Consider the following 23234-nt stretch of genomic DNA (forward strand, 5'->3'; position numbering starts at 1 on the left):
TTTTAATTCGAAATCATTTTTTTTGTCTTAATCAAATCATTAATTGCGATTCGAAGAAAGTTCGGAATCAGAGTTTCGTTCGTTCTATAAATTTTATCATCATCTAATAAATCCTCTAACATTGAACGAAATTTACGTTCCCCTTTCATAACTTTAATTCTTTCTTTGGTTTCTTTATTTCTCAGGAAGGTTACAAAACTTATTGGATCTGCTTCTGGATGAAACTGTGTGCCAACAAAATAATCGGTAAACCGAACAGCCATAATTGCTCTTTCATACTGGACATGATCTCTGATTTTTTCGAGAGAAATGATACGAGCTCCTTTTTTACTAAAAACACTTAATTTAGGCTGTACTACTTGATAATCACGTGAATCAATTGCATAAAAAGGATCTGGAAGTCCCTCAAATAGAGGATCTACAAGACCTTCTTTTGTTTTATGAATTGACATTACTCCAAATGAGGTGTCGTTTCGTTTGGTAACTTTTGCTAAACCAAAGTGCTGGCAAGCCATTTGAAATGAATGACAAATAAAAAGCATGTGTTTTTTTATATCATTTTCTATATTCCATGCCGATAAAGCATCAATAAATTCATAATATTTTCTATCCCAAATACCATCTCCTTCAAGAGGGTTTCCTGGCCCGCCTGTCGAAATATAAATATCGTATTTTTTAATATCTGGTAATTCACATTTTTGGCGAACATCAAAAATATCGTAACGTACAACCGGATGAAACCTATTGATCACATCAATTATACAACGCATGCCCTGATTCGATTCACCGTTATACATGTCTAAAAGTGCAATTTGTAATGGTTTTGGTAGCATATCCGTAGATTAAATATTTAAATTATAAGCCTTTGGTAAATTCGGATGTAATGAAATCAACTACGCTTGTTAGTTGTCCTGTTTCATTAAAAACAGCCAATTGCTTGTCTGCCCCCGTGCCATTTTTTAAAATTTCATGAACAAAGTTAATTTCGTTTCTGCTTCCTAGTTCGTCTACAACGTCATCAATAAAATCAAGCAATTCAAGAATAAGCATTTTGGTTGCTACCTCTTTTTGTAACCCAAAATCGATCATATTGTTTTCTATTCCGTAGCGAGCTGCTCTAAATTTGTTTTCCTTGATTAATGCTAACCTGTAGATATTAAAGCTAGTATTATTCATGTTTAATTTGTATAATTTGGCCACAATAGCTTGAATTATAGCTACAATACAAATAGTTTCATCAACGGTAAGTGACATGTCACAAATTCTAAATTCGATAGTATTATAAAATGGATGTAAACGCAAATCCCACCATATCTTTTTAGGATTATCGATGCAATTGGTTTTTACCAAAGTGTCTAAATAATTGTCATAAGAACTTACCGAATCAAAGTATTCAGGCAAACCTGTTCTTGGGAACTTATCGAAAACCTTAGTTCTAAATGATTTATAACCCGTTTGTCTGCCTTCCCAAAAAGGAGAGTTTGTAGAAAGAGCAAAAATATGCGGTAAGAAATAGGTGGCTTGGTTCATTAATTGTAATCCTATTTCACGATTTTCGATACCAACGTGACAATGCATTCCAAAAATTAAATTTGAACGAGCGGCATCCTGAAGTTCATTTACAATATCATGGTACCGAGGATCGTCTGTAATAGGCTGGTCTTGCCACTTTGAAAAGGGATGCGTACCTGCTCCGCCAACGATTAAATTTTGCTTATCAGCCAATTCGACTATCTTAGTACGTAAAAATCGAATCTCATTTTTGGCATCGGTAATATTTTTACAAATATTAGTACCTACTTCAACCACAGATTGATGCATTTCAGCCTTAACTTGTTCGTTCAGGATAATTTTTGCGCCATCTACAATTTTAGATAAATGGGAACGTAAATCTCTAGAATCAGGATCTATGATTTGGTATTCTTCTTCTACACCAAGCGTAAATACAGGTAATTTCTTTAGCATAATTATTTTTTTAGTGTTTAGTCGCAGTCGCAGCTTTCAGCTTAATTACTGATTACTTTGAATGAAAACTACCTTACTGCATCTTTGATAAAATCACCCCAAGTTAGGTTTACTTTACCAGATTTTTGTTTTTTTGCTGCAGCAATTGCCATTTTAGCAGCTTCTTCAACAACCCATTCAAAATTAGCTTCTCCTACAGATGTGATTTCAGCATCGGGAGCGGGATTTCCAAAATCTATTGCGTAAGGAATGCCTTCTCTTACAGCAAATTCAACGGTATTAAAATCGTAACCTAAGCCTTTGCATAGGCGTAATGTGTAATCCTTTATAGTCGCCAGTAATTTTTTATTTGCAGGTGGTCCATCGAGTACATATCTTAAATGATGAGGGTTTCGTGGCTCATATTGCATAATGCGAACCGCCTTTCGACCTAAACAATACACTCTAAAATATTCAGTAAAAACGATTTCTTCCTGCAAAAGCATTACTAATTGACCTGTTTCTTGATGTTTTTGCCAAAATTCTTCTTTGTTTTCAAGACGATACACGTTTTTCCATCCACCGCCTGCGTAGGGTTTCATGTAGGCAGGAAATCCGACGTACTCAAATATTCCATCCCAATCCATAGGATATTTCAAGTTGCGAAAAGATTTTTCGGTAGTATCTGTAGGATGGTCGGCAGAAGGTAAAATAACCGTTTTAGGTAAAGGAACTCCCAAAGTATCTGCCAAGGAATTATTGAAAAATTTATCATCAGCACTCCACCAAAAAGGATTGTTAATCACATTTGTACCTGTTAAAGCAGCATTTTTTAAGTAAGCTCTATAAAAAGGAACATCTTGACTAATGCGATCAATGATGACAGCATACTCTCCATCTTTGTTTTGTACTACTTTATCAATTGTTACCGCTTCGGCAATTATGCCTTTTTCATTTTTTGAATTAACTCGATCAATAAAGGCTTGCGGAAAAGAGTCTTCCATGCCAAATAAAATTCCAATTTTTTTCATCTTGATTCCTTTATTTTGTTAAAAAAACTTAATTCGTGATAAATAATGCGGAAACATTTCTTTCCATAAGGGCCAATCATGATTTTGTTCTTGCCTGATATCTAACCAATGGTGAATATTTCGATTACTCAATACTTTACTCATTTTTAAATTGGCATCAAAGCAAATATCCCAATTTGAAGTTCCTAAAACGATATCAATATTCCACAATTCATGATCGTCAAGTCCGTATAAATAATCTTCTGGGCTGTTGTAAAAAACAGCATCATTGTGAAAACCGTCCATGAAATTTTTAATACTAAAAGCACCACTCATTGAAAATAAATGGCTGACATATCCCGGATGACGAAATGCAAAATTTGCTGCATGATAGCCTCCAAAACTGCAACCTGCAATTGCAATTTTTCTTATTGGACTATGATGGAGAATTTTTTCAACTATTTCGTGACAAATCATCTTATCGTATTGAACGTGGTTTTCGATACGATGAATAGGGTGTATATTTTTGTTATAAAAACTGTTTTTATCTACACTATCAGGACAAAAAATCTGAATTAACCCTTGATCTAAATACCATTTTGCCGATTCAATCAAGCCCATGTCCTTGTTTTCGTGAAAACTTCCCATAGAGGTAGGAAACAGTAAAACAGGGTAACCAGCATGCCCAAAAACTAGCATTTCAATTTCTTGATTGAGATGCGGTGAATGCCATTTGAAATAGTCTTCCATCATAAAATTTACTTTAAACAAGTATAATGAAAAAAATGACTGAATTATCTTCAAATTAGAAAGTTACAATACAATTCAAGGATTTCGAGCATACGAGTATTATTTCAATCAAATATTTAAAATAGGATTATATGAGGTACCAAAAATGCATTTTCGTTAAAAAATTAACAAATTTACATTCGCAGATAATCAAAAGAAATTGATATTACAATTAAAAATAAGTAAGGATTTTAATGAGATTTTGATTTTTATAATGCTATCAATAATAAATTGCCACAAAACATTGTGAACGATGTTAGAGATAATCTATTTATTCTGAGGACGTTTTTTGTTTGTAGGCAAGTTTTATTTAGTGGCAAAAAACTGTAATTGACTTTTTAGACGCTCTAACAACATACTCATCATTCGTTTATTTAAATGAGATGCATTAACACTGTATAAATCATATTCTTGTGCGGTAAAAAGACCAATAATAATTCCTTGACATTTATTTCTAAAGGCAGTATCTTTTTGCACAGCATTCTCCATGAGTGCCATTTTTTTTTCTAATGTAAGGTTGTAAAAATCAACTTTACTGTTTTGAGCATACGAATTAAAAATACTCAAAAACAAGTCGTTTTGTAGCTTTAAAATAGGTCGTAATACTTGGTTTTGAAAATGCTCATCAGGAGTTGTAGCTTCATTGATAGAACCAATAGTTTGACCTCTAAAGTCATTTAAAAAAGAATCTCTTGTTGTCATTTTTTTATTAAAGGTAAACAATAGCGTGAAAAGTAAGGTTACGCAAGCTTAAATTAGTTGTTAAGATTATAATGTATTTGAAAGAATTTTATTTTTTGGTAAAACTACCAAGTTTGTTCTCAGACATAGTTTCAAACAGTTCGAGACCAAAATAAGGTGCTGCAGCAATAATATGATCGAAAATGTCAGCCATAATATATTCGTAATTTTCGAATCGTTTATCATACGAAAAAACATAAACTTCAAGTGGTACGCCATGTGCAGTTGACTGTAATTGTCTACAAAGTAAGAGCATATCCTTATTCACACCTGGATAATGTGATAAATATTCGGTAATGTATTTGCGAAAAACACCTAAATTAGTCAAGTTTCTACCATTTATTGGAAGTGATTTGTCTATACCGTTTTGTAGATTGAATTGATCAATTTCTTGCTTTCGAGCAGCAAGGTATGTTGTAATAAGTTGTATTTTTTTTAGTTCAAATAGATCATTTTCATTTAAAAAACGAATGCTACTCGTTTTGATCAAAATATGTCTTTTGATACGTCTTCCATCTGAATTCAGCATTCCACGCCAGTTTTGGAACGAATCGGAACTTAAACTGTAAGTAGGTATTGTTGTAATAGTGTTGTCAAAGTTTCGCACTTTTACAGTAGCTAAATTGATTTCAATCACATCACCATCAGCACCAAATTTATCCATTGTAATCCAATCGCCAATGCGAACCATATCATTAATTGAAACTTGTACGCTTGATACAAATCCCAAAATAGTATCCCTGAAAATTAAAATAATAACCGCAGAAACAGCTCCTAAAATAGTTAGCAATTCCTTTTTATCGATATCAAATAATTTAGAAATTATGAGTGTGCTTCCTACAACCCAAAGAATAATCATAATTACCTGAATAAAACTGTCAATAGGCTTATCGCTATAACGTGGTTTTAATTTTAAATAATCACGAAGAGCGTTAAAAATGGTTCGGATAATCCACAAAACCAAAACAACGATGTAAATGCTAACTACTTTCCCAAAAATACCCTCCCAATATTCAAATCGCTCTAAGATGATGGGTACTGATTTGTAAATAAATAAAAGCGGAATTAAATGCGCGATATATTTTGCTGTTTTATTAGAAACGAGCAAATCATCAAATTTAGTATTTGTTTTTTTTGCCAATACGGCCAAAACTGTGACTAAAATCAATCGAAAAACTACATATATAGCATAAGAAATGACGTATAAAAAAGCAAGGTTTAGCACTAAACTCAAATACGAAGCCACACTACTTCCTAAACCCCATTTTCTAAAAATAGGGTAGAGGAAAGTAAAAAGTGTTTCAATGTATTTAAACATTTTTTAGGTATTTTTTATCAACGTAAAAAGTTCCGAACGGGATTAAGGAGCCCAAACAGATAATTCCGAATTTTTTCCAATCCCAATTTTGTTCAAATTTGAGCATTATTGCTAATATAATGTAGCTAACAAATAGGAGACCATGTGCCATTCCTATCGGAAAAAGTAACGTTTTATAAAGAACTAAATTTGTAGGTTTTACAATTAGCATATTTGAAAACAATGCCAAATAAGAAACTCCTTCTAATAAAGCGACAATTTTGAAAATTTTAAGCATGATATTTTCTTTAAGGTATAAAACAAAATTAGCTATTATCAAGCAATTTTATGTAACGGATTCCTAAAGTAATTACTTTTACAATCTTAAACTTTGATAATGAGTAAGCGAGAGTTAAAAAAATATATTGCAACACTAGATAAAGAACAACTTGAAGAACAAATAGTCGAGTTGTATGAAAAATTTAGCGCTGTCAAAGTGTATTATGATTTTGTTTTTAATCCAAAAGAAGACACTCTTTTAAAAGAATGTAAAACTAAAATTACCCACGAATATTTTCCTGTCAAAAAAACAGGACGTCGTAGCAGACCCAAAATGCGCCGTTCTGTAGCTCAAAAATATATCAAACACTTTCAAATTTTAGGTGTCGATTCTTTTGTAATTGCCGATGTGATGTTGTACAACATTGAAATTGCTCAGACTTATTCAAGCGAAAACACCATCAAAGTAGATGGTTTTTATAAAAGTATGTTCAACTCATTTGAGCAAGCTGTTGTTTTTTTAATTGCAAATGGAATTTTGGATGATTTTAGAGATCGTTTGAAAGCAATTCACAACGAAGCAATCCGTCAAAAATGGAATAATGAGGCATCTTTTGAAGCTGTTTTAGATCGATTAGAATACTAGAAAAACACTATTTTAAGATCATTCATAGTACTCCATTATCAAGATTTGAAGGAAAATCACAGTAGAATTCTACGTTTTCGAAGTGATTAGATGGAATTAAGTGTCTCAATTTGAGTAAAGCGTTCCTCTTTAAATCAATTTTATTTAATCTCATGCCTATTTTTTTTCTTAATTGTGGCTCAAAAACTGTTTTTTAGGCGTATTTTTGCAAAAATCCAATATTTACCAATGTCCCAAAACACTTTAGAAATAGAAATCGAAGACAAAAAAGAACTTTATGCGTACCAAAAAGGCGATATTGATGCCATTTTTGAACGCATAGATAATGCACCGGAAAAACATCATTTACTATACCAACTCCCAACTGGAGGAGGAAAAACTGTTGTGTTTTCAGAAATTGTAAGACGTTATTTATCACAACACGATAAAAAAGTGGTAGTTTTAACGCACCGAATTGAACTTTGTAAGCAAACCTCAAAAATGCTAAAAGGCTTTGATGTAAAAAATAAAATCATCAACAGTAAGGTTAAAGATCTACCAGACCAAAACGAATATTCTTGTTTTGTAGCCATGGTCGAAACACTTAAAAACCGTATCAATGACGATAAGTTGCATCTTGACAACATTGGTTTAGTGATTATTGATGAGGCACATTACAACTCATTCCGCAAGTTATTAAGTTCGTTTAAAAACGCATTTATATTAGGAGTGACGGCTACACCATTAAGCTCTAACATTAAATTACCAATGCATCAAAGTTATGATGAACTAATAGTAGGTGATACCATTAGCTCATTAATCGAAAAAGGATTTTTGGCAAAAGCCATTACTTACAGTTATGATGTGGGTTTGACTTCCTTAAAAGTAGGTATTAACGGAGATTACACCGTAAAATCATCTGATGATTTGTACACCAATATGGCCATGCAAGAAAAATTATTACATGCCTACACTGAAAAATCTATTGGCAAAAAAACCCTTATTTTTAACAACGGTATCAACACTTCGTTATACGTTTATGAAACGTTTAGAGAAGCGGGGTACGGCATCAGACACCTAGATAATACAAGTAGCAACGAAGAACGTAAAGAAATTTTACATTGGTTCAAGCACACGCCAGATGCCATTTTAACATCGGTAGGAATTCTTACAACAGGTTTTGATGAGCCAACTGTTGAAACTATTATCTTAAATAGAGCGACTAAGTCACTAACTTTATACTACCAAATGATTGGTCGTGGATCTCGAAAATTGCCTGGCAAAGATTCCTTTACCGTAATCGATTTGGGTAATAATGCAGCACGTTTCGGCTTGTGGAGCGAGCCTGTAAACTGGCAACATATTTTTAAATCACCGGAGTTTTATCTTGAAAATTTACGTGACGACTCAGAGATTGAAATGTATTTCAAATACAGTATGCCACCTGATCTTCGCGAAAAATTCAGCAAAACAGAAGTGGTTACTTTTGACGTAGAAGAAGAACATAAATTGATTATCAAGCAAAATTTACGCTCTAAAGAGGTTCTAGATAAGTCTCTTGACCAACACGCTGCCATGTGTGTAGACAATACTGAAACCTTGCAAGAAGCCAAAGCGCTTGGTAAGTTATTAGAGGAAGACATTGAATGCCGCATCAAGCGTTATGCAAAATGTTTGAGTCAGTGCAGTAAAAATTATCGCGAATGGCTGGTAGACGATTATAAAGTCAAACTAGTTTTGCTCATCGGCAAAAAATACCGCGAAAAAATCATGAACGAACCTGACGAAGATTAATCTATCTGTTAGGAGCTATTTCCCGCTATCCGCTGTATTCCCGATAAATAAAAACTACGGCTAAAAAGCCTTGTTTTTCTAAATCGGGAGATGCCGCTACTATCGGGGCTAAAAAACGAGCAGGCAACAACTATTTTTTTAAAACATTCAAAATCCAAATAACATGTCAAAACAATTCTCTGATTTAGGAATTTCGGCACCACTGGTAAAAGCAATTACCGATCTGAAAATTGTTGTGCCAACAGAAATTCAGCAAAAAACAATTCCGATACTACTTTCAAATACAACTGATGTTGTTGGACTTGCGCAAACCGGTACAGGAAAAACAGCTGCTTTTGGATTACCAATTTTACAATTAATAGAAACTACTGCAGCACACGTTCAAGCTGTAATTTTGGTACCAACCCGCGAGTTGGGTCATCAAATTACACGAAATTTAGAAGATTTTGCCAAATATTTACCTGAATTGTTAATAGCAGCTACTTGTGGTGGAATTCCAATTAAACCACAAATAGAACGACTTTCAAAACCTACCCACGTTGTAGTTGCAACTCCTGGAAGGTTAATTGATTTACTGCAACGTAAAGCCATTGATTTATCTAAAACAAAATTTCTTGTGTTGGATGAAGCTGATGAAATGGTGTCCATTTTAAAAGAAAGTCTAGACGAAATTATAAGTGCCTTGCCTAAAGAGCGTCGTACTTTACTTTTTTCAGCAACCTTACCTGGCGCAATCAAACAATTGGTTCAAAACTACCTTCACAAAAATGTGCAACACATCAGTGCACAAATGGAAACTGTAGGTCATCAAGGAATTGATCACGAATATATAGTTGTGGACCCAATTGAAAAATTAGATGTTTTAATGCATTTTTTAAATTTAAGAGAAGGGGAGCGCGGCATCATTTTTTGTAAAACAAAAGCCGCCGTTAATAAATTGGCTAAAAACCTAGCTATAAACCGTTTTTCCTCTGGAGCCTTACACGGAAGTTTGTCGCAAGGTATTCGAGATCGCATCATGGAGCAATTCAGAGAAGGTCATATCAATATTTTAGTGGCTACAGATTTGGCTGCAAGAGGTATCGATGTAAAAAACTTGTCGTACGTTGTCAATTATCATTTGCCTGATGTGTACGAAGCTTATGTGCACCGAAGCGGAAGAACAGCTCGTGCTGGAGCAAAAGGTTTGGCTTTGACCGTTTTACAAGCGGAAGAAGTAGCTGAAATTGCTGATTTTGAAAGAGAATTAGGTATTACTTTTACGCCTTTTCAAAAACCAAGTGCTTTAAGTATCGAGCAAAACAATACTTTACTATGGGCCAAACAAATTTTTAAAACCAAACCCAACCACGATGTTGACGCTGAGTTTAAAAATAAAGTAAAAACGATTTTTCATCATTTAACAAAAGATGAATTGGTAGAAAAATTACTAGCGAATTATCTGTTACAAAATAAAAATGAGCCAGCCGAAAAAGTCGTAAAAAGACAAAAAATGAAGTAAAATATACTTCGTTAAACATACAAACATCACTCGAGCGTAACAGTTTTGGTGATGTTTTTTTTTTGATTTTAGAACTAGTACTGCTTTATTCTATAATTTGGCTTCTTAGAAAAGCTTAAACTTTGTTAGAAAGATGTAAAATTTTAACAATACGTTAAACCTTTTGCAAAATCAATAGTCAAAACAATAAATCAAAATTAAATAATCATGAAGAATTTAACACCATTTGTGCTTTTATGGCTATTTTTTACATCTTGTAGCGGAGATGATAATCCAAACTCACCACAAGTACCAACAAATATGTATTTTCCACCCACAAGTTCAAATACTTGGGAAACACAGTCTAGCAATGACTTAGGATGGAATCAGGCCGCAATAGGACCGCTGAAAGATTTTTTAACGCAAAAAAACTCTAAATCGTTTATGATTTTAGTTAATGGTCGCATCGTTATGGAAGAGTATTTTAACGGACATAATGCTAATACTTCTTGGGAGTGGAATAGCGCTGGAAAGACTTTAGTGTCAACTACCACAGGAATCGCACAACAAGAAAATCTTTTAGATATAAATAGACCTGTCTCAAATTATTTAGGTAATTCTTGGACAGCAATGCCTTCAGAAAAGGAGCGATTGATTAAAGTTGCTGACTTGTTAAGCATGACATCAGGTAATGATGACACCAAACAATTTGTATTAAAATCAAATATAACCTATGTTGCCGATGCTGGCACAAGATGGGCTTACAGCAATGTTTTTCAAAAATTATTTGATGTTGTTACAGCAGCAAGTAATCAAAATTTTGAAACATATTTTAATGCCAAGCTCAAAAATAAAATAGGAATGGATGGTTTTTGGAATTACGGAACGATATTTACTGTTTATCATAGTACCACCCGAAGCATGGCTCGTTTTGGATTATTGGCCTTAAACAAAGGAAAATGGGAAAACGAAAACATTATCAACGAAACTTTTTTTAACCAAAGTATAACTCCATCGCAAGCAATTAATCCTTCTTATGGATTTTTATGGTGGTTAAACGGAAAAAATAAATACATGGTTCCGAGTGATCAAACTGTTTTTCAAGGCTTCTTAATCCCATCAGCACCTGCAGATATGTATGCCGCGATGGGAGCCAAGGACCAACGTATTTATGTAATTCCGAGCAAAAAAATGGTAGTAATTCGAATGGGAGTAGCATCTGACCCAGATAATACTAATTTTGCAGTATCAGGTTTTGATGAAGAGCTTTGGAAGAAAATAAACGCCGTTATTCAATAATGACGAAATGTAAAGTACTTCATTTAATCTAGTTTTTAATCAAAAGTAAAACACCAGATACACAAAGTAAAAAAAGCATACTGTTTTTTAACATGGTTTCATTGATAAAGGAGTAGACCTTCTTTCCTAAAAATAATGCCATAACAAAAAAAGGCAACACATAAAGTGCGTTGTAACATTGTTGCCAAGTCAAGATCCCTTCAAAAGCAAGTACGGGAATACGCATCAAAGTGATGAGTCCCAGAACACCAAACATAGTAGCGCGAACTACTTTAACATCTGGAGTTTGATTTTTAATGATGATCAAATACAATGGTCCGCCGGTTGAAAACACTCCTGAAAAAAAGCCACCTAAAAAACCGAAAATGAATTTCATCTTGGTTAAAACTTTGATTTCACTTGCTGATTTTAGGCTGTTGAGTACAAATAACAAGATAAATATACCTAAAGCCTTTTTGAGAAAAATAGGCTGACCATAAGCCAAGACAAGAATCCCAATTAGTAATCCAAAAAAAGAAGAAATAAATAATTGTTTCAGTAATTGCCTATTGATTAACCGCCATTCTTTATAAACATGAAAAGGCGTAGATAGCATGTAAAAAATAGACAAATAGCCTATAGCATCAGGCAAAGGCATTACAAAAAGAAGTACGGGCAAAGCAATCAAAGCGCCTGCAAAACCCGTTACGGTTTGCACAAAGAATCCTAAACAAATACCAATCGTGAGCCAAAAAACAGTATAATCCATTTGGCAAAATTAGATTAGAAAACCGTATTTTTTAAAATAGAATCAATGGAAATAAATATAATTTACCTTAAAAAAATGTAATTTTACACCTTAAACCAAAAATAAAATGGTAGACACGTTAGATCTAAAAATAATAGATTGTTTGAAAGTAAATGCGCGAAGTTCATTTGTAGAAATCGGAAAACAAGTTGGTCTTTCGCCGTCATCAGTGCGAGAACGTGTGCAAAAGCTTGAAGAGAATGAAGTTATTAGTGGATATCAAGTACAGTTGAATCCGGCTAAACTAGGTTTTGGTTTAGAGGTGTTTATCATGTACAAATTATTCAGTGGTAAACTGATGATATTTTGTGCGGATTTGGCTTTATTCCCAGAAATTTATGAAATTCACCGAATCACAGGAACGCATAATATTTTTATGAAAGTAATTCTACGAGATCAAATGCATTTGCAACAATTTATTGACAGACTTTTAGGTTATGGTGAACCAACAACGCATTTAATTTTATCCGATTTAAAAGAAGTTAAAATTTAACCGATTCGTTCTTGACATAACTCTTGATTTACTGTAAAAGTAAATATTTCTCAAGTTTACAAAATGAACTATAATTTATATTATGTAAAATAGAAAACTTAACTTCTACCTACCATGAATAAATTTAATTGTACCATAATTGAAATAAGCCTAAATTAGAGATATAAAAAAAGCATTGCTCTAACAATGCTTTTCTGTTCAATAAAAATTATTTTATTTTATGTTTACTACAAAATCCCAGTTTTCCCAGCTTAGTACAACAGCATTTTTTTCTACAGTATAAACTAATTTCTCAGTTGTTTTTTTAGATGCCTTCTGTTTGATTGTCACTCGCAATTGATCTTCGGTTTGCTTGTATTTGTAAGCTCCCCATTGTTTAACTTCTTTATTGAAAATGACTACAGATTCTTTTTCTGCTGGTAAAACAAAAAATGAATATTTTCCTGCTGGTAATTTAGTACCTTCTACATTAATTTCCTTATCGGTTTCAAATGTAGTTGCATCATTTGCACCAGCACGCCACACTTGATTAAATGGTACCAATGCACCCCAAATTGCTCTACCATTTACTGATGGGCTACCATAATTAATTGTAATTGTAGCTCCATTAATTTTCCCTGTTACAGATTCTTTTGTACTTGTTGGTTTTCCTTGTGCTGAAGCCACATTAACAAGTAAAAATCCAATAATTGCAAATTGTATTTGTTTCAATAATTTCATAATAAATTAGTTTAAATTTAAGTTTAAAAGTAAAACAACTTCCACTTTTTTTCATGCTATTTGCTCTACTTTTATGAAAATATTAAGGATTGTACAAATTATGTGTTTTGCCATGTGCTACCTTGCAGTAGTGTTTTTTAATTTCTTATTTTTACCATCGATTACAACACTTGAACCATTATGAATTCGATAGCTGAACAAATTGCTGATTTTTTAAAAGAATATGCGCCCTTCAATTTTTTAACATTTGAGGAGTTGTCCAATATTGCAACGAATATTCGGGTAGTTAATTTAGAAAAAAATAAATCTCTTTTTCAAATAAACGATGCCTTGCATGATAGTTTTTATGTAGTAGCTCAAGGTGTCATCAATTTATCTGTAATTGCTGATGCAGAAGAAACATTGTTAAACAAATGTGGCCCGGGCGATATTTTTGGATTGCGTCCGTTTTTTGCAAAAAACAATTACATGATGACTGCTAAAGCCCGCGAAGAATCGTTGGTTTATGCAATTCCCATCGCAACTTTTCGTCCTTTTGTTGCAAATAATTCCGAGGTGCTCAATTATTTATTAGAAAGCTTTGCGGTCAATACCAGAAATCCAAAAGACAAAGAAAATTTAATAGGAAAATTAATTAGCGATAATGTGTTTTATTCTGATCAACAATCAGAAATGCAGTATTTTCAGTCCTTAAATTACAATACCTCGCCACTAGTTACCAACCGCAGGTCTTCGATTAAAGAAGTTGCTTTGCTAATGACCGAATCATTGAAAGACAATGCGGTGGTGGTCGAAAATAATTGGCCGATTGGTATTGTAACCGATTGTGATATGCGTTCTAAAGTGGCCACTGGTCGCTATGAACTGCACACACCAATAACATCAATAATGTCATCTCCTGTTATTACAGTGGTCGAAAATATTTCACTTGCCGAAGCACAACTTGTTATGCTCAAGAATAACGTAACTCATTTGTGTGTGACCCAAGATGGTACAGATAAGTCTGCTATAAAAGGAATTATATCTGAGCACGATTTAATTGCAGCTCAAGCAAATAACGCTGGTGTACTTATAAAAGAAATTAAAAGAGCTCAAAACCCGAAAGAATTAAAGCAGATCAGAAATCGTGTTACCGATTTAATTCAATCTTCTATTTCTAAAAATATCCCGTTATCACACGTTTTCAATATTACAAGCGAAATTAATCTGGCAATTATTAAAAGAAGTGTAGAACTTTCTATTTTAGATTCAGGCTCTCCTCCTGCCCGATTTGCATGGTTAAGTATTGGAAGTCAAGGACGAAAAGAACAGCTATTACGCACTGATCAAGACAGTATAATTGTATTTGAAGATGTTTCGCCAGAAAAATACCGTGATGTAAAAGATTATTTTGTTAGACTTGGTAAAAAGACAACCGCTACACTTGAAAAAATTGGATTTGACTACTGTCCAAATGGCCACATGGGTAGTAATATACTTTGGTGCAAATCACTGACTGACTGGATAAAACAATACGATAATTGGATGAATACTCCAGGTGAAAATTCCACTGATTTAAGTAGTATCTTTTTTGATTATGAAATTACTTTTGGTGAACAAAAAATAGAGGATGCGATAAGCAATACTATTTTTAAAAATGCTAAAAACAACGCCTTGTTTTATGATTTTCTAGGTAATGATGCACTGCGAAAAAACTCTCCTTTAACGTTTTTCAAAAATTTCAGTTTGGAAGAAGACGGTCCAAACAAAGACAAATTTGATATTAAAACTAAAGCATTAATGCCATTAATAGACGGCGCGCGCTTATTTACTTTAAGTTTTGAGATTCGCGGAATAAATAATACGTTTCAACGTTTTAAACAATTGTCTCTAACAGATCCCAAACATGCTGAAATTTATTTAAATTGTGCGGAGGCATTTTTAACTTTATCAAAATTTAGAACCCTCGAAGGCTTAAAAAATGATAATGATGGACAGTTCATTAACCTTGAAGAACTATCAAAAATTGATCGCGAAAAATTAAAAAATGCATTAGCACCGATGCGTGATTTAGAAGAATTGATTAAAAGCAAATTTCAACTTACACAATTTTCATAATTATGTTAGACTGGTTAAAAAATATTAACAAAGAATATCCAGAATTCTGGAAATCTTACAGCGCGAAATTCGATAAAAAATCTTCTCGATATGTTATTTTATCTACCGAAACAACAGGCTTGAATCCACAAAAAGATGTTATTTTATCAGTGGGTGCTTTTGCTATCAAAGATAATGCAGTGCACATAGGTGATAATTTTGAAAGTTACCTAATTCAGTACAAATTTTTACATGACAACGGCTTGACTAACGAATTCATGATGGAAAGTACTATCAAAAAAAGTAGCGAACCACAAGCCATTCAATCTTTTGTAGAATATATTGAAAATGCAATCTTAGTTGGCCATCACATTGATTTTGATGTTGCCATTATCAACGAAGCTTTAGAACGAATGGGATGCGGTAGACTCAAAAATGAAGCTTTAGACGTAGATGTGATGCACCGTAAGCTAAATGACATTAGTGATAAAGAAACGTCTCTTGATACTCTTTGCGAATTGTATAACGTTCCCATTAGTGACCGTAACTCGGCAGCTGACGATGCTTACAAAACGGCGCTTCTATTTTTGAAATTAAAATCAAAGTTAAAGATCAAGTAGGAAGTTACCGGTAAGCATATACCAAACTAAAAATAATGACAAAAAAGGAATTCATTGATACAATAGCTCAGAAAAATACAGACTTAATAACTAATTATATTTTAAGCATTCTTGTAATAATCCTCTCTATATATCTTCAAGTTAAGTTTTATAGCCTCTTCGAGTTAAATCTATCTAAACCCAATTTTCTAATTGTAATTTTTATTTATATCGTATTTATATCACTTTTTGCTTTAGGTTGTTACGGAATCTTTGCTTTGGCAAATCCTCTTAAAATAAGCTATTGGCACAATGAAAGGACAATAGTTGAAAATAATGAGACAATAGAACAGTTGTATAAAAAATTAAACGCCAAAAATTTTCTAAAACAAGGAGATACAATTCAATTTGAATTCAAAAAAAGTTTTTGGAGTTATAGTTATAAAATTTATTTTTTAGCAGAAGATAAATCAATTGCTCTAACTGTTAAAGGTATTGACTCAAATCCGAAAGGTGGTTTTCTAGATTTTGGTGCGAAATATAGAATGCAGAAAAAAATAATTAATATGCTAAAATAAAGCCAGCTGTTAATTACCACTGCAATGGACTTGGGTATTTAGCTTAAAAGAAAGATTGTTTTATACTTGGCAGTTATAGGTTATACTACCAAAAATCGTAAAAAGAAAAATATGAAAATTTACTGTTTGCTTTTCTTAACTATTTCAACTTTATGTTTTTCACAAAATAATTCAGAATCTGACGTTTTAAAAAAAATCATTGATGAGCAAATTGGAATGAATACATTCGGAATATATGTTCAATGTGAAAAACATAAAACTTTTTTTGACCTAAAAGAGTTTAAAGAAGAAACTGGTCTTGAAGTTCCTGAAAAAATATTATATGAAATTGAAGCAAACGTCGCAAAAAGCAATGGTGGAACTTGGAATTCAGAATTGATAAAAGAATTGAATTACAGCTCTGATCTTATAAAAAACATAAAATGTTTGACTAAAAAAGAAGCTGAAGAAATATTTATAAAAACAAAGAAAATACAAAAAATAATCTCGATAAGTGAACCTATTTTTGACAATAATTACGAAAATTGCATTGTTTCAGTTATTTACTCGACATTTACACACAGCGCAAGTGGATATAGTTATTTTCTTAAAAAAGTTTACGGAAAGTGGACTGTAATCGCTGTATATGGAATTTGGATGACCTAAAAAAGTACAGCCTATAACACACGCTACAAGCAATTTGGGTATTAGGCTTAATTTGAAATTGGTTTTGTATTTGGAAGATTTGGCAAATCCGAAAATAGGGCTTAATTTAGTTCTAAATTCGCTTTAGTACCAGAACGTTTAAACTATACAATTTTCATCTAGCATTACGGCTTGCCAAAATTTTCCGTGATGAGTAACTGAAATTGGGTAATCAAAACCTAATTCTTCGTTCCGAATAAAAGGTAGACCTTCTTTTTTTAATATTTTGTGGTCTTTTTTTAATTCTAAAACGGATGAAAAATATTTAGGATCAGTTACAGCAATTGTATAGATTTTGTCATTGTCAATCACTGTTTTAGTAAAAAAAATTTTGTCTTTAAAATTTACCTTTCCAAATACACTTGTATCAATTGAACATTCAAACTGTATCGGATTAAAAACTCTCGTTCCTGTTTCTCGATTGAAAATTTTATAAGCCGCTTCCTTCTGGGACCATAGTTTCCAAACCATTTGCTCTTGGTCTTTCGCAGTTTCGATATAAAATTGCTCTTTGACAGAAAAAATTTTATTCAAAAAACCGGGCCGCTGCCAGTTACTTTCTAACCTCGCAACGCTCAAATCGATTACATCGTTCCCAATCACATTTTCTTATTTTGAAATTAATCTCGTGCTGCTAATTTTTCCTCAATGATTGCCATTGCCGCTTTTACAGTTAACATTTTCTCCATCGATTCATTATCAATAATAATATTGTATTTTTCTTCGATATCTAAAACAACATCTACTAAGTTAGCAGAGTTAATCTTTAGATCTGCAATGAAATCAGTTTCTTCAGTTAAGTTTTCAAAAGCTTCGTTGTTAGCAATATAAGGTTTTATAATTGCTTTTAGTTCGATTATGGTTTGTTCTTTATTCATTTTTTTATTTTTTTCTCCACTAATGTAGCAAAGATTATTGATCATTCGTACTTTTTAAAAACGATACATGCATTCACATCGCCAAAGCCAAAACTGGCTTTTATGGCATACTGCATATTTTTTTCTAGCTTTGTTCTTGGTATTTTTTCCTCGTCAATAAGATCTCCAATTTCAGGATGTAAATCAGCACAATTTAAATTCGGAAAAACAAAACCTTCATGCAATTGCAAAACAGTAGCCACACTCTCAATACTACCTGCTGCTGACAAGCAATGTCCAACCATTCCCTTGAGTGAATTTATTAATGGAAAATCGTTCCCTTTCCGATTCAAGGCTTTTGTCCAATTTTCAATTTCCAAACTGTCCTTTGAAGTTGCAGTTAAATGTCCGTTAATTAAATCGATATTTTTTGCTGCTACTTTTGCATCCTCTAATGCATCTGTAATGCACTTTTGAACAGCAACCGCATTTGGAGCGGTCATGGTTCCAGTACCTCGTTGTCCTCCAGAATTACAACTACCTCCCAAAATTTCGGCATAAATGGTAGCGCCTCGCGCTAATGCACTTTCTAAATCTTCCAAAACTAAAGCACCAGCGCCACTTCCCGGCACAAACCCTGATGCTGTTGCCGATAATGGTCGCGAACCTGCTTCAGGATCCTGATTGTGTTTAAAAGTACACACTTTCATAGCATCAAAACCTCCCCAAATATAAGGTCCTGAGTCACTTGTACTGCCAGCTAACATGCGCTTTGCTTTTCCTGATTTGATACGTTCAAAAGCCATTAAAATTGCCTCTGTGCCAGTTGTACAAGCAGATGAATTGGTTGTAACTTGATTTCCTAAACCTAATTTTCCGCCAAGATAGGCACTCACACCGCTATTCATAGTTTGAGCAACTGCTGTGCTACCTAATCGACGGGTTTGCAAATCGTCTATTTTATAAATGCTTTCGCGAAATTTATCAATTCCTGATGTTCCTGTTCCAAAAATAGTTCCGCTATCCCAGTCAGGATTTTCATTGATTTCAATAGGTAAACCACTATTTTTCCAGGCCTCAATACCAGCAATTACTCCGTACAGAATACCACTAGAATTAAAATTACGCAATTCAAGTTCTGTAAAATATTGCAATGCATGTTCATTAGAAACAGAAGGTTTCCCCGCAATTTGGCATGAAAACTGCAGGCGTTCTAGCTCAGCATCGTGCTCAATGCCCGAAATTCCGTTTTTGATGGCATTTGTAAACTCATCAAGGCCAACCCCATTTGGAGCAACAACACCTAGACCCGTTATAACAACTCTCTTTTTCATTTATTTGGAAATTATCATTCCTGCAATTATTCCTCTACAAACTTCTTCTTCTTTTTCATTTATCATAAGGACTTTACATTTTAATTTTCCGAATCTAAAATATATTTTTTCTGAAATAACAGTCACTTTTTCATTAGGAAAAACAGGTTTTAAAAAATTGATTTCTGTTGATGTTAAGCCTATTGAAGTACTTTTGTTAAATGAATCATCTAACAAAAAAATCCCTAAGCAAACCAATCCAATTTGAGCCATAACTTCGGTTAAAATCACACCCGGAGTAACAGGATTATTTACAAAATGACCTTTATAAAACTCTAAATTTTCTTCAAATCTAAACGTTCCTTTGACACCATTTTCATCAATATGCAGAATTTCATCTACAAAAAGAAAAGGTTTTGAATACGGAAGCTTGGTTAAAATTTCATCGTTTTTCATTGGGCTTTTCTTTTTTAAAATTGCAACAAAATACGCTGCGCTGAAAATCCAGGACCAAAACTCAACATTAAACCCTTCTCCCCTTTTGCAGGCTGCGCATCCATAATTTGCTCTAAAACATATAAAACGGTAGCACTTGACATATTACCATATTGTTTCAATACCTCCTTTGTAGCGTCAATATTTTTGCCCAATCCTAAAAATAATGCTTCTACCGTTTGAATGATTTTTTTTCCGCCAGGATGAAAAATCAAATGATCAATTGCGTCAATTTGAAGGCTATTCTTCTCTAAAAAGGGATGAATAATTGCGGGAAAATGTGATGCAATAGTTTCAGGAACTTCGATATCTAAAACCATTTGCAAACCAGAATTGGTCAGTTTAAATCCCATCATATGAATATTGTCATAAAAATGATACATCTCGTCTGCAATGATTTCTGGTCCCTCATCATATTCGTGTGAAGATAACAACACGCAAGCAGCTCCATCACCAAAAATGGCAGCACTCACAATATTGGCCATGGAATAATCATCGAGTTGAAATGTAGCAGTTGGACTCTCAACGGCAATAACAGCCGCGCGCTTGCCAGGATTGGCTTGCAGGAAATTTTTAGCGTAAATCATCCCTGAGATTCCGGCAGCACATCCCATTTCAGTAACTGGCAGGCGCACAATATCTTGGCGCAATTGCAATGCGTTTATCAAATAGGCGTCAAGAGAGGGAATCATAATACCGGTGCAACTCACTGTAATGATATAATCCAAATCTTTTGGGAGCCAATTCGCCTTTTTTAAGGCTTTATCGAGTACTTTTTCGCCTAATTGTATGACTTCACGAATGTAAATATCATTGCGTTCCTCAAATGAAGTTTTGGTAAAAACTTCAATAGGATCCATGATAGAATATCGTTTATCAACAGCAGCACCTTCAAAAATTTTCTTTACTTTTCTGATAAATCGATCGTCTTGACCAAGGAGCCAAGCATCTAAAAAAGGTAAAATTTCTGCGGTTGTTCTTGAATATTGTGGTAGCTGCTTAGCAACTGTTTTTATTTTTACACTCATTATTTGGTAATTATCCATTGGTATCGAAACGCCCATTTCCAGCGAATCGTATCGTTTTTAAAATTAAGCTTTTTCGAAAATTCTTCTAAATCTTCTTTTTTAAAACCACGTAAAATAGATGTTAATCCATCTTCGCGAGACATAGCATTCAATTGAAATACAAAACACAAAGCCTGAAATAATCGATAAGCGACAGCACTGCGATGCAAATCGTTGATTACAACCCCTAAGCGGGCTTGTTCATAAAACACCGCTAATAGCCTTTCTATTTCTTGATCTTTGAAATGATGTAAAGTCAAAGTGCACAAGACAATATCACTTTTTATTTCAACAAATGATGGACTAAAAATATCCAAGCATTCGTAACTTATATTTGAATAGTTTTTTGATAAATTTTGTGCATGATTAATCGTAAATGCATTCGCATCAATTCCTATTAAGCGGAAATTAAAATTATTTTCTTTGCCAAAATCGGCTAAAGACCGCAACATGTCACCATTGCCACAGCCCACATCAACGATAACAATTTCTTTTTCCGAAGCAATACTTTTTAATAGTTTTTGCACTCCCTTTAAGGTAAGCGCGTTTCCTCCTAGAAGTTGATTAATGGATGCAATTTTGTCCAAAGCATCTCGAAGTATTTCACCCTCAAGTGCAAAATCATCCATGATTTCCGCTTCTTCTGTTCTGTATTTTGTTTGTATCAATTGTTATACGGTTTTACCATGAGTTTGTTTGATTATTAGTGGCAGTAAAAACGGAAAGAAACCAAAAATTTGAAGTAAAAAATTCGCAACTTTAGTTTTTTGCAACACATAGCCTAGTATTCGACCCATTAACAAACGAGATTTAAAATTTTTGTTCCACTCGCTTTTATAACGTTGTTCCATTGTTTCTCTTGTACAATTACCATTTAAAAAATTGTGAACTTGTTCTGAGGCAATTTTTGCACTATGCATGGCCATTGCCATTCCGTTACCACAAAGCGGATGAATCAATCCTGCGGCATCGCCAATCATAAGCATGTGGTTTTCTACACATTTTTTCTTGACAAATGAAACTTGACTAATTGTAATCGGCTTTTCAAATTGACATATAGCTTGTTGAAAGATAGTCTTTAATATTGGATTTTTCTCTACCCATATTTTTTGATAGTCATTTAAAGAAGGAAATTGTTTAAAAGAAGTGTCGGTTGCCAAATAACAAATATTAACTAAACCATTTTCAATGCGAGAAACTCCACAATAACCGCCTTCAAAATGATGTAAACCTACCAAATTATCAGGGAAATTCACTTGGTAATGGGCTTTTACTCCTAACCAAATATTTTCATTTTTTCTAGAGAAAACCCTAGTTAATTTATTATCTAAATTTGATCTTTTGCCAAAGGCTCCTAAGACAATATCTGCTGAAAATGTTTCGTCGTTTGTATGCACAAGGAATTGATCGTTTTCAAACTGTACATCGGTGACAGTATCTTTATAAACCATGCAACCTAATTGCTTTGCGTATTGAAAAAGATAATTATCGAGTAACTTTCGACTAACACCAAAACCACCTAAAGGTAAATTAGTATACAAGCTTTTTCCAGATTTCAATGAAAAGTGCAACTTAGTAATGTTTGATGGCTTCAAAGAATTGATGTCTATCTGTAAAGACTGTAAATACGATAGAATTTCATTAGAAATGTATTCACCGCATACTTTGTGTTTAGGAAAATCATTTTTTTCTAAAAGCACCACTTGATGATTTTTTAGTCGAAGATCAATAGCCGAAACTAAACCTGCTAAACCACCGCCTACAATTACAACTGATACTTTTTTCATATAAAGTAAATTTACTCATTTATGTTCTTAAATGCGTGGCAAATCATCTTAAAAACAAATATAATTTTGCAGGAAACTATAAAAATTTTAGATTTGTCAAATGGTGAGTAAAAACATTGTTTCACAGATAGTTATATGTACGTTACTTCTCTTTTTTGTCGCTTACTTTAGCGCAGGTATTGTATTGAATGAAAATTCCGTTGTTTATGCCAAGCCATTTATTATTCCTTTGTTTGTTTTTTATGTCTGGCTAAAGCATAGAAAAAAGCTCCCTACTCTTTTTTATTGGTTTAGTTTTTTCTTCTACGTCAACGAAGTCTTATTACTATTTTGGCAACATTCAAATCTTATTTATGAGCTTGCTTTAATTGTTTCTTTTTGCGGCTACATATGTTTGTGTTACATGGGGTATTTATCTGTTAGAAAACAAAAGATTAGTTCGTTTTCTAAGGGTTATAAATTACTTATTGTGCTAATTAACTGTATGTTTCTACTATCTGTTTTTTACTTTTTAAAGTCA

General features: G+C 33.2%; 25 protein-coding genes. 9 read left to right on the forward strand and 16 right to left on the reverse strand.

Going from position 1 to position 23234, the window contains the following annotated elements:
• Nucleotides 1-2 precede the first annotated feature (2 nt).
• The 7 genes from G9Q29_RS06190 to G9Q29_RS06220 all read right to left on the reverse strand — a co-directional run bounded on the left by G9Q29_RS06190 (nucleotide 3) and on the right by G9Q29_RS06220 (nucleotide 6079).
• On the reverse strand, nucleotides 3-833 hold the full coding sequence (locus G9Q29_RS06190; RefSeq protein ID WP_166134387.1) for a type 1 glutamine amidotransferase: 831 nt from the start codon (nucleotides 831-833) through the stop codon (nucleotides 3-5).
• A gap of 22 nt (nucleotides 834-855) precedes the next feature.
• Nucleotides 856-1965 (reverse strand): carboxylate-amine ligase, encoded by a 1110-nt coding sequence (locus G9Q29_RS06195; RefSeq protein WP_166134389.1) that lies wholly within the window; start codon nucleotides 1963-1965, stop codon nucleotides 856-858.
• A gap of 68 nt (nucleotides 1966-2033) precedes the next feature.
• Nucleotides 2034-2975 carry an ATP-grasp domain-containing protein gene (locus G9Q29_RS06200; RefSeq protein WP_166134391.1) on the reverse strand — a complete coding sequence of 314 codons (942 nt, stop codon included), beginning with the start codon at nucleotides 2973-2975 and terminating at the stop codon, nucleotides 2034-2036.
• 18 nt (nucleotides 2976-2993) lie between these two features.
• Nucleotides 2994-3707 carry an alpha/beta fold hydrolase gene (locus tag G9Q29_RS06205; RefSeq protein ID WP_166134393.1) on the reverse strand — a complete coding sequence of 238 codons (714 nt, stop codon included), beginning with the start codon at nucleotides 3705-3707 and terminating at the stop codon, nucleotides 2994-2996.
• A 342-nt stretch (nucleotides 3708-4049) separates the two neighbouring features.
• On the reverse strand, nucleotides 4050-4445 hold the full coding sequence (locus G9Q29_RS06210; RefSeq protein WP_166134395.1) for a glyoxalase: 396 nt from the start codon (nucleotides 4443-4445) through the stop codon (nucleotides 4050-4052).
• An 88-nt stretch (nucleotides 4446-4533) separates the two neighbouring features.
• On the reverse strand, nucleotides 4534-5802 hold the full coding sequence (locus G9Q29_RS06215; protein ID WP_166134397.1) for a mechanosensitive ion channel family protein: 1269 nt from the start codon (nucleotides 5800-5802) through the stop codon (nucleotides 4534-4536).
• The gene (locus tag G9Q29_RS06220) at nucleotides 5795-6079 is read right to left on the reverse strand and encodes a DUF3817 domain-containing protein (protein ID WP_166134399.1); all 285 of its coding nucleotides are present in this window, start codon (nucleotides 6077-6079) and stop codon (nucleotides 5795-5797) included. The genes G9Q29_RS06215 and G9Q29_RS06220 overlap by 8 nt, the downstream gene beginning before the upstream one ends.
• A gap of 99 nt (nucleotides 6080-6178) precedes the next feature.
• Between G9Q29_RS06220 and G9Q29_RS06225 the strand changes: the two genes are divergently transcribed.
• From G9Q29_RS06225 to G9Q29_RS06240, 4 genes are all read left to right on the forward strand, one after another.
• On the forward strand, nucleotides 6179-6706 hold the full coding sequence (locus G9Q29_RS06225) for a DUF6155 family protein (protein WP_166134401.1): 528 nt from the start codon (nucleotides 6179-6181) through the stop codon (nucleotides 6704-6706).
• Nucleotides 6707-6934: 228 nt separating this feature from the next.
• Nucleotides 6935-8479 (forward strand): DEAD/DEAH box helicase, encoded by a 1545-nt coding sequence (locus G9Q29_RS06230; RefSeq protein WP_166134403.1) that lies wholly within the window; start codon nucleotides 6935-6937, stop codon nucleotides 8477-8479.
• Between the two features lie 163 nt (nucleotides 8480-8642).
• Nucleotides 8643-9980, forward strand: coding sequence for a DEAD/DEAH box helicase (locus G9Q29_RS06235; RefSeq protein WP_166134405.1), 1338 nt, complete (start codon nucleotides 8643-8645; stop codon nucleotides 9978-9980).
• Between the two features lie 207 nt (nucleotides 9981-10187).
• Complete coding sequence (locus G9Q29_RS06240; protein ID WP_166134407.1) at nucleotides 10188-11258, forward strand: serine hydrolase domain-containing protein; 1071 nt, start codon at nucleotides 10188-10190, stop codon at nucleotides 11256-11258.
• Between the two features lie 28 nt (nucleotides 11259-11286).
• On the opposite strand, the gene G9Q29_RS06245 is transcribed toward G9Q29_RS06240, so the two are convergent.
• Nucleotides 11287-12006, reverse strand: a complete 720-nt coding sequence (locus tag G9Q29_RS06245) for a sulfite exporter TauE/SafE family protein (protein WP_166134409.1) — start codon at nucleotides 12004-12006, stop codon at nucleotides 11287-11289.
• Between the two features lie 106 nt (nucleotides 12007-12112).
• Between G9Q29_RS06245 and G9Q29_RS06250 the strand changes: the two genes are divergently transcribed.
• Nucleotides 12113-12538, forward strand: coding sequence for an Lrp/AsnC family transcriptional regulator (locus tag G9Q29_RS06250; RefSeq protein ID WP_166134411.1), 426 nt, complete (start codon nucleotides 12113-12115; stop codon nucleotides 12536-12538).
• Nucleotides 12539-12751: 213 nt separating this feature from the next.
• On the opposite strand, the gene G9Q29_RS06255 is transcribed toward G9Q29_RS06250, so the two are convergent.
• Nucleotides 12752-13258, reverse strand: coding sequence for a DUF2911 domain-containing protein (locus tag G9Q29_RS06255; protein WP_166134413.1), 507 nt, complete (start codon nucleotides 13256-13258; stop codon nucleotides 12752-12754).
• Between the two features lie 180 nt (nucleotides 13259-13438).
• On the opposite strand from G9Q29_RS06255, the gene G9Q29_RS06260 reads away from it, so the two are divergent.
• The 4 genes from G9Q29_RS06260 (at nucleotide 13439) to G9Q29_RS06275 (ending at nucleotide 17156) form a co-directional block, all read left to right on the forward strand.
• The gene (locus G9Q29_RS06260) at nucleotides 13439-15355 is read left to right on the forward strand and encodes a DUF294 nucleotidyltransferase-like domain-containing protein (protein ID WP_166134415.1); all 1917 of its coding nucleotides are present in this window, start codon (nucleotides 13439-13441) and stop codon (nucleotides 15353-15355) included.
• A gap of 2 nt (nucleotides 15356-15357) precedes the next feature.
• Nucleotides 15358-15954, forward strand: coding sequence for a 3'-5' exonuclease (locus G9Q29_RS06265; protein WP_166134417.1), 597 nt, complete (start codon nucleotides 15358-15360; stop codon nucleotides 15952-15954).
• A 35-nt stretch (nucleotides 15955-15989) separates the two neighbouring features.
• Entirely contained in the window at nucleotides 15990-16511 is a 522-nt protein-coding gene (locus G9Q29_RS06270) for a hypothetical protein (protein ID WP_166134419.1), read from the forward strand.
• 111 nt (nucleotides 16512-16622) lie between these two features.
• The gene (locus G9Q29_RS06275) at nucleotides 16623-17156 is read left to right on the forward strand and encodes a hypothetical protein (protein WP_166134421.1); all 534 of its coding nucleotides are present in this window, start codon (nucleotides 16623-16625) and stop codon (nucleotides 17154-17156) included.
• 138 nt (nucleotides 17157-17294) lie between these two features.
• Here G9Q29_RS06275 and G9Q29_RS06280 read toward each other — a convergent pair whose 3' ends face one another.
• The 7 genes from G9Q29_RS06280 to G9Q29_RS06310 are packed head-to-tail and all read right to left on the reverse strand — an operon-like array spanning nucleotide 17295 to nucleotide 22714.
• Nucleotides 17295-17798 (reverse strand): 4'-phosphopantetheinyl transferase superfamily protein, encoded by a 504-nt coding sequence (locus G9Q29_RS06280; RefSeq protein WP_166134422.1) that lies wholly within the window; start codon nucleotides 17796-17798, stop codon nucleotides 17295-17297.
• A 17-nt stretch (nucleotides 17799-17815) separates the two neighbouring features.
• Nucleotides 17816-18073, reverse strand: coding sequence for an acyl carrier protein (locus G9Q29_RS06285; RefSeq protein ID WP_166134423.1), 258 nt, complete (start codon nucleotides 18071-18073; stop codon nucleotides 17816-17818).
• Between the two features lie 41 nt (nucleotides 18074-18114).
• A complete protein-coding gene (locus G9Q29_RS06290) occupies nucleotides 18115-19386 on the reverse strand; it encodes a beta-ketoacyl-[acyl-carrier-protein] synthase family protein (protein ID WP_166134425.1) in 1272 nt (423 codons plus the stop codon).
• On the reverse strand, nucleotides 19387-19821 hold the full coding sequence (locus G9Q29_RS06295) for a 3-hydroxyacyl-ACP dehydratase FabZ family protein (protein WP_166134426.1): 435 nt from the start codon (nucleotides 19819-19821) through the stop codon (nucleotides 19387-19389). It lies immediately after the preceding gene.
• A 14-nt stretch (nucleotides 19822-19835) separates the two neighbouring features.
• Nucleotides 19836-20888 (reverse strand): type III polyketide synthase, encoded by a 1053-nt coding sequence (locus G9Q29_RS06300; protein WP_166134428.1) that lies wholly within the window; start codon nucleotides 20886-20888, stop codon nucleotides 19836-19838.
• Nucleotides 20888-21556, reverse strand: a complete 669-nt coding sequence (locus G9Q29_RS06305) for a methyltransferase domain-containing protein (RefSeq protein WP_166134661.1) — start codon at nucleotides 21554-21556, stop codon at nucleotides 20888-20890. Before G9Q29_RS06305 ends, G9Q29_RS06300 begins: the two co-directional genes overlap by 1 nt.
• A 42-nt stretch (nucleotides 21557-21598) precedes the next feature.
• The gene (locus tag G9Q29_RS06310) at nucleotides 21599-22714 is read right to left on the reverse strand and encodes an NAD(P)/FAD-dependent oxidoreductase (protein ID WP_166134430.1); all 1116 of its coding nucleotides are present in this window, start codon (nucleotides 22712-22714) and stop codon (nucleotides 21599-21601) included.
• Nucleotides 22715-23234 lie beyond the last annotated feature (520 nt).

The organism is Flavobacterium turcicum (genome assembly GCF_011365745.1).
GTDB lineage: Bacteria > Bacteroidota > Bacteroidia > Flavobacteriales > Flavobacteriaceae > Flavobacterium > Flavobacterium turcicum.